Origin of the sequence: Nesterenkonia halobia (assembly GCF_039536005.1) — a bacterium.
GTDB classification, from domain to species: domain Bacteria; phylum Actinomycetota; class Actinomycetes; order Actinomycetales; family Micrococcaceae; genus Nesterenkonia; species Nesterenkonia halobia.
In genome coordinates this window covers 101,481-116,948 of record NZ_BAAAYG010000004.1, presented here as the reverse complement: position 1 = coordinate 116,948, position 15,468 = coordinate 101,481, and the positions used below count along the sequence as shown (strand labels likewise).

At 72.9% G+C, this 15,468-nt stretch carries 13 protein-coding genes; 3 read left to right on the top strand and 10 right to left on the bottom strand.

Going from position 1 to position 15,468, the window contains the following annotated elements:
• Positions 1-24: 24 nt before the first annotated feature.
• Positions 25-483 (top strand): Rieske (2Fe-2S) protein, encoded by a 459-nt coding sequence (locus ABD652_RS06150; protein ID WP_344719298.1) that lies wholly within the window; start codon positions 25-27, stop codon positions 481-483.
• Positions 484-496: 13 nt separating this feature from the next.
• Here the strand turns inward: ABD652_RS06150 and ABD652_RS06145 are convergent, their stop codons facing one another.
• The 7 genes from ABD652_RS06145 to dut all read right to left on the bottom strand — a co-directional run bounded on the left by ABD652_RS06145 (position 497) and on the right by dut (position 10,489).
• Positions 497-1,000 (bottom strand): hypothetical protein, encoded by a 504-nt coding sequence (locus tag ABD652_RS06145; protein WP_344719296.1) that lies wholly within the window; start codon positions 998-1,000, stop codon positions 497-499.
• 101 nt (positions 1,001-1,101) lie between these two features.
• A complete protein-coding gene (gene dxs, locus ABD652_RS06140; protein WP_344719294.1) occupies positions 1,102-3,153 on the bottom strand; it encodes a 1-deoxy-D-xylulose-5-phosphate synthase in 2,052 nt (683 codons plus the stop codon).
• 293 nt (positions 3,154-3,446) lie between these two features.
• Positions 3,447-6,269, bottom strand: a complete 2,823-nt coding sequence (gene acnA / locus ABD652_RS06135; protein WP_344719292.1) for an aconitate hydratase AcnA — start codon at positions 6,267-6,269, stop codon at positions 3,447-3,449.
• A 314-nt stretch (positions 6,270-6,583) separates the two neighbouring features.
• Positions 6,584-8,044 carry a class I SAM-dependent RNA methyltransferase gene (locus tag ABD652_RS06130; protein WP_344719430.1) on the bottom strand — a complete coding sequence of 487 codons (1,461 nt, stop codon included), beginning with the start codon at positions 8,042-8,044 and terminating at the stop codon, positions 6,584-6,586.
• Positions 8,045-8,046: 2 nt separating this feature from the next.
• Entirely contained in the window at positions 8,047-8,874 is an 828-nt protein-coding gene (locus ABD652_RS06125; RefSeq protein WP_344719290.1) for a DUF3159 domain-containing protein, read from the bottom strand.
• Positions 8,875-8,877: 3 nt separating this feature from the next.
• Positions 8,878-9,942, bottom strand: coding sequence for a DUF3710 domain-containing protein (locus tag ABD652_RS06120; protein ID WP_344719288.1), 1,065 nt, complete (start codon positions 9,940-9,942; stop codon positions 8,878-8,880).
• Positions 9,943-10,039: 97 nt separating this feature from the next.
• Positions 10,040-10,489, bottom strand: coding sequence for a dUTP diphosphatase (dut, locus tag ABD652_RS06115; RefSeq protein WP_344719286.1), 450 nt, complete (start codon positions 10,487-10,489; stop codon positions 10,040-10,042).
• A gap of 153 nt (positions 10,490-10,642) precedes the next feature.
• Here dut and ABD652_RS06110 point away from each other — a divergent pair, with 153 nt between their 5' ends.
• Positions 10,643-11,149, top strand: a complete 507-nt coding sequence (locus tag ABD652_RS06110; protein WP_153143716.1) for a DUF3093 domain-containing protein — start codon at positions 10,643-10,645, stop codon at positions 11,147-11,149.
• 72 nt (positions 11,150-11,221) lie between these two features.
• Here ABD652_RS06110 and ABD652_RS06105 read toward each other — a convergent pair whose 3' ends face one another.
• Positions 11,222-11,521: a DUF4193 domain-containing protein gene (locus ABD652_RS06105; RefSeq protein ID WP_010524452.1), complete on the bottom strand. Its 300-nt coding sequence runs from the start codon at positions 11,519-11,521 to the stop codon at positions 11,222-11,224.
• A 365-nt stretch (positions 11,522-11,886) separates the two neighbouring features.
• Here ABD652_RS06105 and sepH point away from each other — a divergent pair, with 365 nt between their 5' ends.
• Positions 11,887-13,365 carry a septation protein SepH gene (gene sepH / locus ABD652_RS06100; RefSeq protein ID WP_344719282.1) on the top strand — a complete coding sequence of 493 codons (1,479 nt, stop codon included), beginning with the start codon at positions 11,887-11,889 and terminating at the stop codon, positions 13,363-13,365.
• A gap of 105 nt (positions 13,366-13,470) precedes the next feature.
• Here sepH and ABD652_RS06095 read toward each other — a convergent pair whose 3' ends face one another.
• Together ABD652_RS06095 and ABD652_RS06090 are read right to left on the bottom strand one after the other, a co-directional pair.
• Entirely contained in the window at positions 13,471-14,730 is a 1,260-nt protein-coding gene (locus ABD652_RS06095) for an alkaline phosphatase family protein (RefSeq protein WP_344719279.1), read from the bottom strand.
• Positions 14,720-15,340, bottom strand: coding sequence for a DUF5998 family protein (locus ABD652_RS06090; RefSeq protein WP_344719277.1), 621 nt, complete (start codon positions 15,338-15,340; stop codon positions 14,720-14,722). Before ABD652_RS06090 ends, ABD652_RS06095 begins: the two co-directional genes overlap by 11 nt.
• Positions 15,341-15,468 lie beyond the last annotated feature (128 nt).

Genomic DNA, 15,468 nt, shown 5'->3' with positions numbered 1-15,468 from the left:
GGACCGAGGAGTAGACTCGCGGCCATGGACACCACCTGCCGCTGCGATCGTCGCACCGTCCTGCACCACACCGCCGTCGGCGCGGCCGGGGCCTCGGCCCTGGCCCTCTCGGCCTGCGGAGGCTCGGACTCCGGATCCGACGCCGGCTCCTCGGGAGCCGAGTCGGACGCGGCCGCGGGCACCTGGCGGACCGCCGTCGAGGCGGACTCCCTGCCGGAGGTCGGCACCACAGTCTCGGCCTCGGCCGGCGAGTCGGATCTGCTGGTCCACCGGTCCGCCGAGGACGAGGTGCTGGTCTACTCCTCAGTCTGCACCCACCAGGGCTGCACTGTCGGGCCGGGCGACGAGGAGTTCACCTGCCCCTGCCACAACTCGACGTTCGCCGCCGCCGACGGCTCGGTGATCTCCGGGCCGGCGCAGAGCCCGCTGCCGACGGTCGAGGCCCGGATGACCGACGACGGCGCCGTCGAGGTCAACGTCTGACCGCTGCGGGCGCTCAGCCCTGCGGGCGTCGGGAGACGCGGACCCGGGTCGGCTGCACGTCGGTGCTGCGCACGGCGGCGGCGACCGTCTCCGTCGCCTTGCGCCGGTGCAGCGTGTCCAGCGCCATGACCATGGCCTGGGATCCGTCGCGCTCGGTCTGCTCGGGATCCTGCAGCGCCCCCAGGCCCCGCCAGGCGAGCCAGGTCAGCGCCGCAGTGTGGACCTGCGTGACGTTGCGCTCCTCGGCGGCCCCCGGCGTCGTGCCCTTCAGCGGGTAGACGACCTCCAGTCGGATCAGTTCCGCGGGGTCGGGCTCGTCGAAGCCGTCCGCGGCGCACTGGGCGCGGAAGCTCTCCAGCAGGCCCTCCGCCTGCTCCGCCCCGGCGGTCTCGGCGGTGATGGTGCCGTTGCGCCCGACGGTGCCGTGGTGGACGACGAATTCGCCGGCCTCCTCGTCGAACCAGGCTTCGCGGTACTCCCAGCCGCCGTCGTCGGTGTGTCGGTTCAGCGTCAGCATAGGACCTCCAGAGGGGCGGGCACGGGTCGTGCCCGGGATGGTGGGTCGTGCAGGTCCGCAGGCGGCGACGCCGCCGGCGGGTCAGGGGCGCTCGCGACGCCTCAGGCGCGCGGTCCGAACCGGTCGTCCCCGGCCTCGGCGCGGCCCTCGGCCCCGGGCCGCGGCGCGTGGAAGGCCGGGATCTCGCCGGTGGGCGACTCCTCGCCGGGCAGCGGGCGGGCGAAGGGCACGCGGGTGCCCATCACCTGCTCGACCGTGTCCCGGGTGATGTCCTGGGCGGTCAGTCCGACGCGCTCGAGCACCTCGGCGCGGCTGCCGTGGGCGAGGAAGTCCACCGGCAGGCCCACCTCGTTGAGTGCGGTGTCCACGCCGGCCTCGCGCATCGTCTGGCGGATCCGGGACCCGACGCCGCCGGCCTTCACGCCGTCCTCCACGCAGATCACGATGCGGTGGCGCGCGGCGAGCGAGATCACCGACTCCGGCACCGGCAGCACCCAGCGCGGATCGATCACCGTCGCCCCGATCCCCTGGGCGGCCAGCCGCTCGGCGACGTCCAGCGAGATCTCGGCCATCGCGCCGACGGAGACGATGAGCACGTCGTCGGCGTAGCGCGGCGCGCCGTCCTCGCCGGCGTCGGCGTGCAGCACGTCCACGCCGTCGTCGAGGCGTTCGCGCGCGTCGATCTCGCCGTTGACCGAGCCCTTGGAGAAACGGACCACCGTCGGCGCGTCGTCGACGGCGACGGCCTCGCGCAGCTCCTCGCGCAGCCGCGAGGAGTCCCGCGGCGCCGCGATCCGCAGCCCCGGCACGATCTGCAGCAGCGACAGGTCCCACATGCCGTGATGGCTGGGCCCGTCGGGGCCGGTGACCCCGGCCCGGTCGAGGACCACCGTCACGCCGGCCCGGTGCAGGGCGACGTCCATCAGCAGCTGGTCGAAGCCGCGGTTGAGGAAGGTCGCATACAGCGCGACCACCGGATGGTAGCCGCCGTAGGCCAGCCCTGCCGCCGAGGTCAGCGCATGCTGTTCGGCGATGCCGACGTCGTAGACCCGCTCGGGATGCCGTGCCGCCATCGTGCTCAGTCCGACCGGGATGGTCATCGCTCCGGTGATCGCGACGAGGTCGTCGCGCTCGTCGGCCAGGGCGGTGATCTCCTCCTCGAAGACCGAGGTCCAGGAGCGGGCCGCGCCGCGGTGCACCGGCTCGCCGGTCTCCGGATCGATCTTGCCGACGGTGTGGAACTGGTCGACCTCGTCGGCACGGGCGGGCGCATAGCCGCGGCCCTTCTCGGTGAGCGCGTGGACGATGACCGGGCCGCCGTAGTTGCGCGCGTCGGCCAGCGCCTCCTCCAGGGCCTGCTGGTCGTGGCCATCCACCGGGCCGATGTACTTCATGCCCAGGTCCTCGAAGAGGCCCTGCGGCGCCCAGAAGTCCTTGGCGCCCTTCTTCGCGGCGTGCAGGCTCCGGTAGACCATCTGCGAGAGCGGGCCGCCGTGCTGCAGCCGCCGCTTGGTGCCGTCCATGGCGCGCTCATAGGCGTGGTGGGTGCGCACCTTGTCCAGCACGCCGCGGCGCAGCCCGTCGAGCTGCCGGGCGATGCCGCCGACCGTCGGCGCGTAGGAGCGGCCGTTGTCGTTGACCACGATCACCACGCGGCGGTCCTTGTCCGCGGCGATGTTGTTCAGCGCCTCCCAGGACATCCCGCCGGTGAGCGCGCCGTCGCCGATCACCGCGACCACGCAGCGGTCGGACTCGCCGGCGAGCACCCGGGCCTTGGAGATCCCGTCGGCCCAGGACAGCGAGGACGAGGCGTGCGAGGACTCGACGATGTCGTGGTCAGACTCGGAGCGGTCCGGATAGCCGGCCATCCCGCCCTGCTGACGCAGCGTGGAGAAATCGCCCCGGCCGGTGACCAGCTTGTGGATGTAGGACTGATGGCCGGTGTCGAAGATGACCGAGTCGCGCGGCGAGTCGAAGATCCGGTGGATCGCCAGAGTCAGCTCGACCACGCCCAGATTCGGACCGAGATGGCCTCCGGTGCGGGAGACGCTGCTGACCAGGAACTCGCGGATCTCCTCGGCGAGTCGAGCCAGCTGCTCGGCGCTGAGCCGGCTCAGGTCCTGCGGGGACCGGATCGTCTGCAGAATGCCCATTCCCCCAGTCTAGCCGTCCTGGCCGGACCCGTCCCACGACCGCGGGGACGTGCGACCGTCGTCTGCCTGCCTGGTGTGTCATGACGGGAGCCTGCGGCGGGGTCCTGCGGCACATCAGGTGTGCAGTCGCGCGTCAGCGGTCGGCCGAGGGAAACATCCTCAGGTCGTCGCCGAGACGTCCCCGCAGACGGCCGCGGGGCGGCCCCGACGCGATGTCGGGACCGCCCCGCGGTCCTGGTCGAGCAGTCGTCCCGCCCGGCGGGGCGGGACGACTGCTCGTGGCTCTGCTCAGCTCACGAGTTGACCAGCTGGCGCAGCACGTACTGCAGGATGCCGCCGTTGCGGTAGTAGTCCGCCTCGCCGGGGGTGTCGATCCGCACGACGGCCTCGAAGGAGACGTCGGTGCCGTCCTCCTTGGTCGCGGTCACCGTCAGCGTCTTCGGGGTCACGCCCTCGTTGAGCTGGGTGATGCCGGTGATCGAGAAGGTCTCGACGCCGGTCAGCCCCAGCGAGTCGGCCGACTCGCCCTCCGGGAACTGCAGCGGCAGCACGCCCATGCCGATCAGGTTCGAGCGATGGATGCGCTCGAAGGACTGGGCGATGACGGCCTTCACGCCCAGCAGCCGGGTGCCCTTGGCCGCCCAGTCGCGCGAGGAGCCGGAGCCGTACTCCGTGCCGCCGAGGACGACCAGCGGGACGCCGGCCTCCTGGTAGTTCATCGCCGCGTCGTAGACGTAGGCCTGCGGGCCGCCCTCCTGGGTGAAGTCCCGGGTGAAGCCGCCCTCGACGCCGTCGAGCAGCTCGTTCTTGATCCGGATGTTGGCGAAGGTGCCGCGGATCATCACCTCGTGGTTGCCGCGGCGCGACCCGTAGGAGTTGAAGTCCTTGCGGGCGACGCCGTTCTCCAGCAGGTACCGGCCGGCGGGCGTGTCCGACTTGAACGCGCCGGCGGGCGAGATGTGGTCGGTGGTGACCGAGTCGCCCAGCTTCAGCAGCACCCGCGCGCCGGTGACGTCCTCGACCGGGGCCGGCTCCAGGGTCATGCCGTCGAAGTACGGGGCCTTGCGGACGTAGGTGGAGTCCGGATCCCAGTCGAAGGTCGTGCCCTCCGGAGTGTCCAGCTCCTGCCAGCGGTGGTCGCCGGCGAAGACCGACTCGTACTCGGAGGTGAACATCTCGGTGCTGATGGAGGCGTCGATGATCTTCTGCACCTCGGCCGGGTCCGGCCAGATGTCGCGCAGGTAGACGTCCTGGCCGTCCTCGCCCTGGCCCAGCGGCTGGTTCTCGAAGTCGAAGTCCATCGTCCCGGCCAGCGCGTAGGCGACCACCAGCGGCGGCGAAGCCAGGTAGTTCATCTTCACGTCCGGGTTGATGCGGCCCTCGAAGTTGCGGTTGCCCGAGAGCACCGAGGTCACCGCGAGGTCGTTGTCCTGCACGGCCTGCGAGACCTCCGGCTCCAGCGGGCCGGAGTTGCCGATGCAGGTGGTGCAGCCGTAGCCGACGATGTAGAAGCCGACCTTCTCCAGGTACTCGATGAGCCCGGACTTCTCGTAGTAGTCGGTGACGACCTTCGAGCCCGGGGCGATGGAGGTCTTGACCCAGGGCTTGTTGGTCAGACCCTTCTCGACGGCGTTGCGGGCGAGCACGCCGGCGGCCATCATCACGTTCGGGTTCGAGGTGTTGGTGCAGGAGGTGATCGAGGCGATCGAGACCGCCCCGTGGTCCAGCTCGAACTCGCGGCCGTCCTCCGTGGTGACCCCCACCGGCTTCGACGGCCGGCTCGAGGCGTGCGCATGGCCGTCGTGCCGGGAGCGGTCCTTCACGTCCTGGCTCTCCGTGGCCTCATGGGCCGGCGCGTCGGAGGCCGGGAAGGACTGGTCCGAGGCGGAGTCGGCGTGGCCGTTGATCGTGTGCGGCGCGTCGTCGACGTAGTTGAGGATGTCGTGGCGGAACTGGTCCTTGGACTCGGTCAGCTCGATGCGGTCCTGCGGACGCTTCGGCCCGGAGATCGAGGGCACCACAGTGGAGAGGTCCAGCTCGAGGTACTCGGAGAAGCGCAGCTCGCGCTCCGGGTCGTGCCACAGGCCCTGCTCCTTGGCGTAGGTCTCCACGAGGGAGACCTGCTCCTCGCTGCGGCCGGTCAGGCGCAGGTAGTCCAGGCTGACCTCGTCGATCGGGAACATCGCCGCCGTCGAGCCGAACTCCGGGGACATGTTGCCGATGGTCGCGCGGTTGGCCAGCGGGACCGCGGCCACGCCCTCGCCGTAGAACTCGACGAACTTGCCGACCACGCCGTGGTCGCGGAGCATCTGGGTGATGGTCAGCACGACGTCGGTGGCGGTCGCGCCGGCCGGGATCTGCCCGGAGAGCTTGAAGCCGACCACGCGCGGGATCAGCATCGAGATCGGCTGGCCCAGCATGGCCGCCTCGGCCTCGATGCCGCCGACGCCCCAGCCGAGCACGCCCAGGCCGTTCTCCATCGTGGTGTGCGAGTCGGTGCCGACGCAGGTGTCCGGGTAGGCCCGCAGCGCGCCGCCGACCTCGCGGGTCATCACCGCGCGCGCCAGGTTCTCGATGTTGACCTGGTGGACGATGCCCATGCCCGGGGGCACGACCTTGAAGTCGTCGAAGGCGGTCTGGCCCCAGCGCAGGAAGCGGTACCGCTCGCCGTTGCGCTGGTACTCGATGTCCATGTTGCGCTCGATGGCGTCGGAGTTGCCGAAGGAGTCGATCTGCACCGAGTGGTCGATGACCATCTCGGCCGGCGCCAGCGGGTTGATCCGGTCCGGGTCGCCGCCGAGGTCGGAGACGGCCTCGCGCATCGTGGCCAGGTCGACCACGCAGGGCACGCCGGTGAAGTCCTGCATCAGCACGCGGCCCGGGGTGAACTGGATCTCGGTGTTCGGCTGCGCGGTCTCGTCCCACCGGCCGAGTGCGGAGATGTGCTCGGCCGTCACATTCGCCCCGTCCTCGTGGCGCAGGAGATTCTCCAGCAGCACCTTGAGGCTGTACGGGAGGGACTCGCTGCCCTCCACGGTGTTCAGGCGGAAGATTTCGTAGTCGGCGCCGTCGACGTTCAGAACGCCCTTGGCCCCGAAGCTGTCCACTGTGCTCACGTGGGACTCCTCATGTAGTTGCCGGACTGACACGGCCGACGCCGTCGATGACGACGCCGACTCCGGGCTCCGCGGGCGACGAGGGCGGCGCGCCCTGCTGGTCCGGGTCGCCCCGGCGCCGGCTCGTCGGCGAGCCTGCGGCGTCGGGTCAGCAGCGCGACCCGGTCCCGGCGCATCCGCTGGTCAGACGCCCGTCGGAACCGTATCCGCGACCATCCTACTCGTTCGTCGCACCTGCGTGGGAGCGCGCGACGGAGCCCGCGGCGCGGGCGTCGCCGGCGTGCGGCCCCCGGCTCCGGCGGCGCCGCACGGGATCAGCGCTCGAAGACCGCCACCGACTCCATGTGGTGGGTGTTCGGGTAGAGGTCGAGCACCTGCAGCCGGCGCATGCGCCAGCCGCGGGCCAGCAGATCCTTGGCGTCGCGGGCGAAGGAGGCCGGCTCGCAGGCGACGTAGACCACGCGTCGCGGCCCGGCGTCGTCGAGCCCGGCGACGACGTCGCGGCCGGCGCCGGCCCGCGGCGGATCCAGCAGCACGACGTCGGAGCCGGAGAGCGCGTCCAGCGCCGCCTCCACCGCCGCGCGCCGGACGGTGACCGTCTGGCTGCCCGCGAAGAGCTCGGCGGCGCTGCTGCTCGACGACCGCGCCCCCTCGACGCTGAGCACCGAGCCCTGCGGACCGACCGCCTCGGCCGCCCAGGCGGTGAACAGCCCTGCGCCGGCATAGAGGTCGGCGACGGCGTCGCCGGGCTCGACCTGGGCCAGGTCGGCCACTGTGCGCACCAGCGCCTGCGGAGCGTGCCGGTGGATCTGCCAGAAGCCCTCGGGGCGCACGGCGACGGTGGAGCGGACTCCCTCGGGGCCGGCCACCGGCGTCGGCAGCGGCTCCTCGACCGTCGGCGATCCGACGACCGTCTCGTGCTCGACGACGGTGGACGGAGCCGGCGCACGGCCGCGGCGCGCACCTCGCCCGCGGCGGCGCGGCGGAGCCTCGGTCCGCGCCAGGGCCAGCACGATCGAGCCGATGCGGGAATCCGCGGCGGCCAGCCGGCGCATCCGCTCGGCCAGCGCGCCGTCGGCGGCCCGCTCGGCGTCGGCATGGACGACCAGGGCCACCGGCTCGGCGCCGCCGGGCGCGACCGCCTCGACGCGCCGGGCGCCGGAGAAGTCGGCGGAGAAGAGGGTCGATTCGTGGATGGCCTCGACGGCCAGCGGCATGCCGCGCAGCTCGATCAGGTCATGGCTGCGATGCGGCTTCATCGCCAGCGAGCCGTGCTCGTCGACGCCGAAGGTCACCCGGGTCCGCCAGTGCAGTCCGTTGCTGTGCGGGGTGCCGATGTCGGAGACGTGGATCTCGCCGTCGGCCGGGTCCTGACACATCGCCGCGTCCTGGGCCGAGATCCCGCCGATGCGCTGCAGCGTGTCGCGGAAGACCTGGGCCTTCAGCCGACGCTGGTGCTGGTCGGTGATGTGGCCGAACTCGGCCCCGCCCACCGGCAGCCGCTCCATCTCATGGGCCCGCAGCGAGTCGGCGAGCTTCCAGATGTGCCGGCGCCGATAGTCGGAGCCGTCGACGACTTCGACGACGTCGGCGCGCCAGAACTTCGCCTGCGGCCCGGCGTCGGTGAGCTTGGCGCGCACGACCTCGCCCGGGATGGCGTGACGCACGAAGATCACCCGCCCCTCGTGGCGGGCGATGCAGTGCCCGCCGTGGGCCATCGGGCCGACGTCCAGGGTCAGGATCCGTCCCGTCAGGTCCTGGGTGGTGGTCATCATCGTCACGCGCGTGGCTCCTCTCCCCCATGTGAGGCCTCATGTCCGGCGTCCGGCGGGCTCCCCGCGGCGGACGTGCCGACCGTCCCCTCGACGGCGACGGGTCGGGTGATCATCCAGCCCACCCAGAGGGCCAGCCCATAGAGCGGCAGACCCATCAGCAGGCGGCTGGTGCCCAGGGCGACGAGCTGGTCGCCGAGGTACAGCGGAACCTGGACCACGAGGCGCAGCGCCAGCACGGCGGTGACGATCCACGTGGCCAGCGCATAGCGGCGCCTCCGCCGCGGCTCGCGCCGCCATCCGAGCCCTTCGCCGCGCACCAGCCCGAAGAGGATCCCCAGGAACGGCCAGCGCACGGCGATGGAGACGGAGAAGGCCAGGATGTAGACGATGTTGGTGATGAAGCCCCACAGGTAGTAATCCCGCGCCTGTCCGGTCTGCTGGGCGACGACGGCGCAGAGCACGATCGCCGCGAGGCCGGACAGCGACTGCACCAGGGGGCCGCGCTGGACCAGCCGGACGACGGTGAACGCCGCCCCCAGCACGACGGCGAGCACCGCCGAGAGCGTCAGGTCCTCGCTGACCACGAAGCTGACCAGGAAGGCCGCCGAGGGCAGCGAGGCCTCGAGCAGGCCGCGCACGCCGCCGACGGAGGACATCACGTCCAGCGAGCCGTCGGCGCGGGTGCTCAGCGAGGAGGCCGCCGCCGACAGCGCCCCGGGCTCAGGATCGTGCGAGGACGCTCCCTGCGCGTCCGGCGTCCGGGGCGCGGACTCCTGCGGGTCGCGGTCGTGCTGCTCCGAGGAGCGTCCGGGCGGTGCGGAGGGGCCCATGATTCACCGTCCGGCGGCGTCGTCGGGGCGCCGGCCGGAATCCGCGGCGTCGGCGGAGCGGCCGTCGTCACCCGCCGCGCCGCCCGACGGCTCGCCGCCCTGGCCGACGGAGGCCGCGGCCGGATTCGGCCCCGCACCGGTGGCGCGCTGCTGGGCGGAATTGCGCGGCACGGGCACGCGCTTGGCCCCCTCCGGCGGATTCAGCGGCAGCAGCTCGCGCGGCGGCATCGGCTCCTCGCCGCGGACGACGACGATCCGGGCGAAGAGCTCCTCCACCTCGCGGGCGGCCTTCGCGTCGATCGCTCCGCGGCCGCCGACGACGCCGCGCAGGAACCACCGCGGCCCTTCGAAGCCGATGAACCGGGCCACGCGCCAGCCCGAGCGGCCGTCCTTCAGCGTGGTGGGCACCCGGGCGGCGACCTCCTTGCCGAACCGGCCGTCGACCTGCTTGACCTTGCCCTTCTGCTGGACCACCGAGTCCTGGATCTGCTCGCGGACCTCGTCCCACGTGCCGCCGGACTTCGGGGCGGAGAACGGCTGGACCTGGATGCTGGCCTGGCCCGCGGCGATCGTCAGCGCGACGACGCGGCGGGTCTTCTGGTCGATGTCGAGCCGGACCTTCTGGTCCTTGCTCGCGGGGATCAGCAGGGAGCCGAAGTCGAGGTAGCCCTTGGTCGACTCGATCTCCTCGACGTCGAAGGGGCCCGAGGCACCGCCATCGGCGTCGGCGGCGTCGACTTCGGTGTCATCGGAGGATTCCGCCGGCTGCTCCGGGGCCGTCTCCGTGTCCTTCTCCGTATCCTTCTCCGCGTCCTTCGGCACGTCCTCCTGCGGGGTCTCCTCCGCAGCGGGCGCGTCCGCCGCCTCCTCCGCGGACGCTGCAGACGCGGCGGACTCCGCCGCGTCCGGAGCGACGCCGGCGGCGGGCGACTCCGTCGCACCGGCGGTCTCGGCGTCGGCGGTCCCGGACTCCTCGCGGGCGGCCTCGCCGGTCCGCGCCTCGCCGACGGCGGCGGGCTCGGCCTGACGCTCCGCCTCCCGGGACTTCTTCCTTCTGCCGAAGATCATGGATGGTTCCCCTCGATCCCTTCGTTCGCTGGTCTGGGCCGGCTCGTCCGGGCCGTCGCGACGACCCGGCGGATGCTCGGACGGGTCCGGACGCCGGTCAGACCCCGGTGGAGCCGAAGCCTCCGGCGCCGCGGTCGGAGTCCTCCAGCGACGCGACCGTCGCGAAGTCCGCCCGCCCGACGGGCTGCAGCAGCAGCTGGGCGATCCGGTCTCCGCGCCGGAAGCTCACCGACGTGGAGCGATCCGTGTTGAGCAGGCACACCTTGATCTCCCCACGATACCCAGCATCGATGGTTCCCGGCGTGTTGACAAGGGTGATCCCGTGCTTGACGGCGAGCCCGCTGCGCGGGTGGACCAGCCCCACCCAGCCGGCGGGGACCGCGACGGCGACGCCGGTGCCGACCAGCCGTCGCTCGCCGGGCTCGAGGGTGAAGTCCTCGCTCGTCACGAGGTCGGCTCCGGCATCGGTCTCGTGGGCGTAGTGCGGCGGCGGCAGCTCGGGGTCGAGCTGCTGCAGGGGCACGGTCACGTGCTCGAGGGAGGTCATGCTCGCTCTGGGGTCCTTCCGAGGCGGTCGGTGGCGGGGACTGTCGGACGGCGCGACGGGCTGCGCGCGGCGTTCCGCGGGAGATCCTGCGGGGATCGTCCCGGGACGGCGCCGACCTGCTCGAGTCTACCCATCCGTGAGAAGCTGGGGATCATGACGACGCAGCCGACGGGACAGCCGGCGCCGCAGCCGGCGCCGCACGCCGAGAAGCTCTGGCCCGCCTGGTGGATCTGGCTCTCCGCCTGGCTCGTCGGCGCCTCGGTCTCGCTGGTGTTCTTCCCCGTCGACGTGGGCGTCGGGATCCTGGCCCTGCTGATCGGCCTGGCGCTGGTCTCGGCGGGGCTGCTGGCGACGACGCCGCAGGTCCGGGTGACCGCCGACGGGCTGCAGGTGGGGAGGGCGCGCATCGACCGCGACCACATCGGCCGCGTCGTCGCGCATCGCGGACCCGCCGCCCGCGAGCAGCTCGGTCCGGGCTTCGACGCCACCGCCTACCAGTGCATCCGCGGCTGGATCGACGCAGTGGTCACTGTCGAGATCGTCGACGAGCGCGACGCGACGCCGTACTGGATCTTCTCCACCCGCCGTCCCGAGGCGGTGCTGCGCGCCCTCGGCTCGGACCAGCCGGTGCGCGAGTCCCGCACCAGCGTGCAGGATTGACGACGGCCCCGGCCGGAGCTTCTCCGACCGGGGCCGTCGTCGTCGCGCGCCGCAGGGCGCCTGCGGGTCAGGTCAGGACTCGCAGTCCTTGCAGAAGTACAGGCCCTTGTCCTCGCGGGCGACCTGGGAGCGATGACGCACCAGGAAGCAGGAGGCGCAGGTGAACTCGTCCTGCTGCGCGGGCAGCACACGGACCTGGAGCTCCTCGTCGGAGAGGTCGGCGCCGGGCAGCTCGAAACCTTCGGCGGCCTCGGCCTCGTCCTCGTCGACGGAGGACGACTGATGGCTCGGCTGCCGAGTCTTCAGCTCCTCGATGGAGTCCTCGTTGGCCTCTTCCTCATTCTTGCGCGGCGCATCGTAGTCAGTTGCCATGAAGCTTGCTCCACACTCCGATTCTCGGCACTCGTGGCGCCCGATCGCGCGGATCTGCCATGCTGACGTTGATGGCGTTCCGGCACCCTCGAGCGCGTTGGGTCGCACAGATTGTGTCTCATCGACGCCGAGGCCACAAATCATGTCGGCCGTGTTGAGCCGAGAGCTGACAAGCCGGTCCTCGGGCGCCTCGACGAGGGGCGTCGCCGCCGACTCGCCGGGCCGCTCATCGTACGCTTCATGGCTCAAGGTTCAAGCTCGGCTCCACCTCCTCGACGCCCTCGCACGCAGCTCCGCGCTACAGTGACCGGTGACAATGCGAGCTCGTCACGAGATCGGCCGGCCACCGGCGGGAGGAAGCATCGATGCAGCACCTGCGGATCATGGGCGTCAGGGAGGCTGAGGAGCAGGACGACCTCATCCTCGCCGACGAGTCGGGCACGAAGTATGCCCTGCCCGTCGACGAGGCCCTGCGGGCCGCGGTCAACCGCTCCGCCCACCGCCCGGCCCCCACGCAGGAGGGCGGGGCGCAGAGCACAGGCCCGCTGAGTCCGCGCGACATCCAGGCCTGGATGCGCGCCGGCGCGACGATCGAGCAGGTCGTCGCCGACTCCGGGCTCGACGCCGCCCACGTGGAGCGGTACGCCGGCCCCGTGCAGGCCGAGCGGGGCTACATCGCCCAGCGGGCCCGCGGCGCCGAGATCGCGCCGGCCTCGACCGCCGAGCAGCACCGGGTGGCCTTCGGCGACGCCGCCGCCACGCTCGAGGCGATGGTCTCCGTGCGTCTGCGGGCCGCCGGGGTCGATCTGCGCAGCCTCAGCTGGGACGCCTGGCGTCGCGAGGACGGCCGCTGGAAGGTGCTGTGCTGGTTCGACGCGCACGGCGCCACCGGCGACGCCCCGACGCCGCCGGCGGAATGGATCTTCACCCCCGAGTCGAAGCACCTGCTGGCCGACGGCCCGACCGCCGAGGAGCTGAGCAGCCTGCCTTCGGCGGCTCGCCCGGCCCGGGGCGGTCGGCGGCTCGCCCCGGTGGACGCGCCCTACGACGTCGAGTCCGACGATCACCCCGGCCGCTCCTCCGGCGCCGTGCGGCGCGGACCGCTGCGCCCGGTGCCCGCCGAGGAGCAGGACACCTCGCCGGTCGAGCCGCCCCACGAGGAGCCCGCGGAGCCCTCCGACTCGCCCGAGTCCTCCGCTCCGGCCGGTCCCGGCGGCGCCGTCGGACCGTCCGGTCCCTCGGGCCCCACAGGCGAGGGCGACGAGCAGGAGGCGCTGCTGGAGATGCTGCGGCGTCGACGCGGCCAGCGTCTCGGAGCCGACGAGCAGGCCGACGACGAGCTGGCGATGATGCTCACCCGGGAGGAGCGTCCCGCCTCGGGCCGGCGCGGCGACGACTCCGCGGACTCCGGCGACGCCGCGGACGACGGCGCCGACGCGTCGGACCGCTCCGGCGACCCGGGCCCGCCGCCGGTGACCCCGCTGCGGCCCGTCGACGACACCGCCGACGAGGACCGAGGCTCCGCCCGTCCGGGCGACGACGCCTCCTCGGACGCGGACCGCGAGCACACTGCCGGGCCCGTCGCCCGACCGGACGAGCCCGGCCCGTCCGGCGGCACCGAGGCCGCCGACGCCACCGACGCCTGGGGCTTCAGCTATGAGGAGGGCGGCGACGACGCGGCGGACCCGGAGGACGCCGAGGACGCCGGACGCTCCGGCGACGACGGCCCCGTCGGCGAGGACGACGCCGAGGACGAACGCGGGGCCTCGCGCGCACGGCGCGGCTCACGACGGCCCAGCATGCCGCGCTGGGACGACATACTCTTCGGCAGCCGCGACGACTGACACCGCGATGTATCAGCCCGCACGGACCTGAGGCCGTGCCGCCGGCGGATCCGTCCGGGGCCTGACGGGCCCTGGACGGACACCGTCATGCCGAGGATCCGCGGCTCAGCCGAGGGAGCCGGCGGAGAGCAGCACCAGCGGCACCGCCCGCTCCTCGCGGGTGAGCGATCCGTGCTGGCCGACCATGTCCAGCGGGCCGGTGCCGATCCGTCCGGTGTCGAAGAGCGCCGTCGAGTCCCGCAGGGCGACGACGACGTCGCCGAGCCGCTCGCGCACTGCGGCCGAGACGTCGCCGAACCAGCCGGCGTCGATCGCCTCCTCCCGCTCGAGCACCCAGGCGCGGTCTCCGAGCTCGCGCCTCCAGCGGTCGGCCACCTCGGTCCGGCGCTCGGCGCGGACGGCCTCGGAGTCGTCGCCGGTCGCCACGCGCAGCTGCAGCAGCCGCGGCTCGCCTGCCGTGGAGACCACGCCGTCGAGCAGCTCGGGATGCTCGGCGAGATCGAGGCGATCTTCGGCGGCGACGTCGATCATCCCGTGGTCGGCGGTGAGCAGCACCGAGACCTGGTCGCCGACTTCACGGTCCAGAGCCGCGACGAGGCGCTCGGCCTCGGCGTCGAGGCTCTCCAGCGCGGCGATCCACTCGGCGGAGTCGACGCCGTGCTGGTGGCCGGCCTTGTCCAGCTCGTCGACGTAGAGGTACATCAGCATCGGCTGCGGCGGCCCGCGACGCACGCCGCCGGCCGGATGCAGGTGCTCGCGGATCTCCTCCAGCGCGGCGGTGAAGCGGGCCTCGAGACGGTTCGCCCCGCGGAACCGCCCGCCCTCGAGCACGGCCTCGGTCAGCCGCGAGTCGGCGAAGCGCGGCCGGGAGACGGTCAGCACGCTCGCGCCGGCCTCCTCCGCCCGGCGCAGCACCGAGGGGTGGGGCTGCCAGGTGCGCGGATCGACCTCCGGATCCCAGCCGCCGAGCATGTTCACCACCCGGTCCAGCTCCGGGGAGTAGACGTCGTAGCCGACGAGACCGTGCTCGCCGGGCGTCCGCCCGGTGGCCAGCGAGGCGATGCCGGCCGCCGTCGTCGCCGGTGCGGTGGAGTCCAGCGTCCGCGCCGCGGAGCCGCGACGCCAGCGGGAGGCCAGGAACCGGGCGTGGCCGGTGTGCCGGGCCAGCTGCTCGTCGCCGAGCCCGTCGACCAGCAGCACCACGGAGACGGCGGCCTGCGGCAGGCCGATCCGGTCGTCGAAGCCCGCCAGCCCCAGCGAGGCGGCCGCGGACGTCATCACATGGCGCAGATGCGCCCCGTCGTAGTCGGGCGCGGCGGGCAGGGCGGGATCGCCGGCCGCGTCCCCCGAGGGCTCAGCGGGCATGGCGGATGCAGGCGCGACGCAGCGCGCGCACGAAGGCGCGGGCCTCCTCCACGGCGGTGTCGCCCTCTGCAGTGGCGGCGATCCGCAGCATGATGTCCTCGGGCACGAAGGTGCCGCTGTCGCCGTGGTCGGCCATGCAGTCCGGATCGCCGCAGTGCACCGGGGCGGTCTCGAAGCGGGCGCCTCCGGTCCAGTTGAGATTGAGCGTGACCTCGGCCAGCCCGCGCTCGGGGTGGAACTGCTCGGGGCTGCGGTGGACTTCGGAGAGGATCAGCGACTGCACCCGGCTGACCGGCACGACCTCGGTGGAGATCCGGGCGACGGTGCCGGTCTCCCCCGCGCCGCCGTCGTCGTCGGCCTCCAGATCGTGGTCGTCCAGATGAGCGACGACGATGACCTCCTCGGCCAGCACCACCACGGTGATGTGCCGGTGGACCTCCTCCATGTCGAAGTGCGTGTCGACATGGACGATCTGATGCGTCGGCTCGCGGCCGTCGAGCGCCTCGGTCACCGTGTGATGGACCAGGTCCGGGTAGAACCCGCCGCGCTCGATGGCGCGGCGCAGGGTGTACGTCGAAGGAGTCGAGCCGTCGTCAGCGCTGGAAGTCATGACCTCCATCGTATCCCCGACGCCGCCGCGGCTTCAGCCGTGGCCGCCGCCCTGTGGAGGAGACCCGCACGCCGGCCGCCGGCCGACGCCCCCGGACGCCGCGCCCGGCCCGCCCGCGCGGACTGAGC

Bases quoted from the DNA above. Each gene is read 5' to 3' on its own strand.
- ABD652_RS06130 (WP_344719430.1), bottom strand. From the start codon at position 8,044: ATGATGACCACCACCCAGGACCTGACGGGACGGATCCTGACCCTGGAC.
- ABD652_RS06105 (WP_010524452.1), bottom strand. From the start codon at position 11,521: ATGGCAACTGACTACGATGCGCCGCGCAAGAATGAGGAAGAGGCCAAC.
- dxs (WP_344719294.1), bottom strand. From the start codon at position 3,153: ATGGGCATTCTGCAGACGATCCGGTCCCCGCAGGACCTGAGCCGGCTC.
- dut (WP_344719286.1), bottom strand. From the start codon at position 10,489: ATGACCTCCCTCGAGCACGTGACCGTGCCCCTGCAGCAGCTCGACCCC.
- ABD652_RS06090 (WP_344719277.1), bottom strand. From the start codon at position 15,340: ATGACTTCCAGCGCTGACGACGGCTCGACTCCTTCGACGTACACCCTG.
- ABD652_RS06145 (WP_344719296.1), bottom strand. From the start codon at position 1,000: ATGCTGACGCTGAACCGACACACCGACGACGGCGGCTGGGAGTACCGC.
- ABD652_RS06120 (WP_344719288.1), bottom strand. From the start codon at position 9,942: ATGATCTTCGGCAGAAGGAAGAAGTCCCGGGAGGCGGAGCGTCAGGCC.
- sepH (WP_344719282.1), top strand. From the start codon at position 11,887: ATGCAGCACCTGCGGATCATGGGCGTCAGGGAGGCTGAGGAGCAGGAC.
- ABD652_RS06150 (WP_344719298.1), top strand. From the start codon at position 25: ATGGACACCACCTGCCGCTGCGATCGTCGCACCGTCCTGCACCACACC.
- ABD652_RS06125 (WP_344719290.1), bottom strand. From the start codon at position 8,874: ATGGGCCCCTCCGCACCGCCCGGACGCTCCTCGGAGCAGCACGACCGC.
- ABD652_RS06110 (WP_153143716.1), top strand. From the start codon at position 10,643: ATGACGACGCAGCCGACGGGACAGCCGGCGCCGCAGCCGGCGCCGCAC.
- ABD652_RS06095 (WP_344719279.1), bottom strand. From the start codon at position 14,730: ATGCCCGCTGAGCCCTCGGGGGACGCGGCCGGCGATCCCGCCCTGCCC.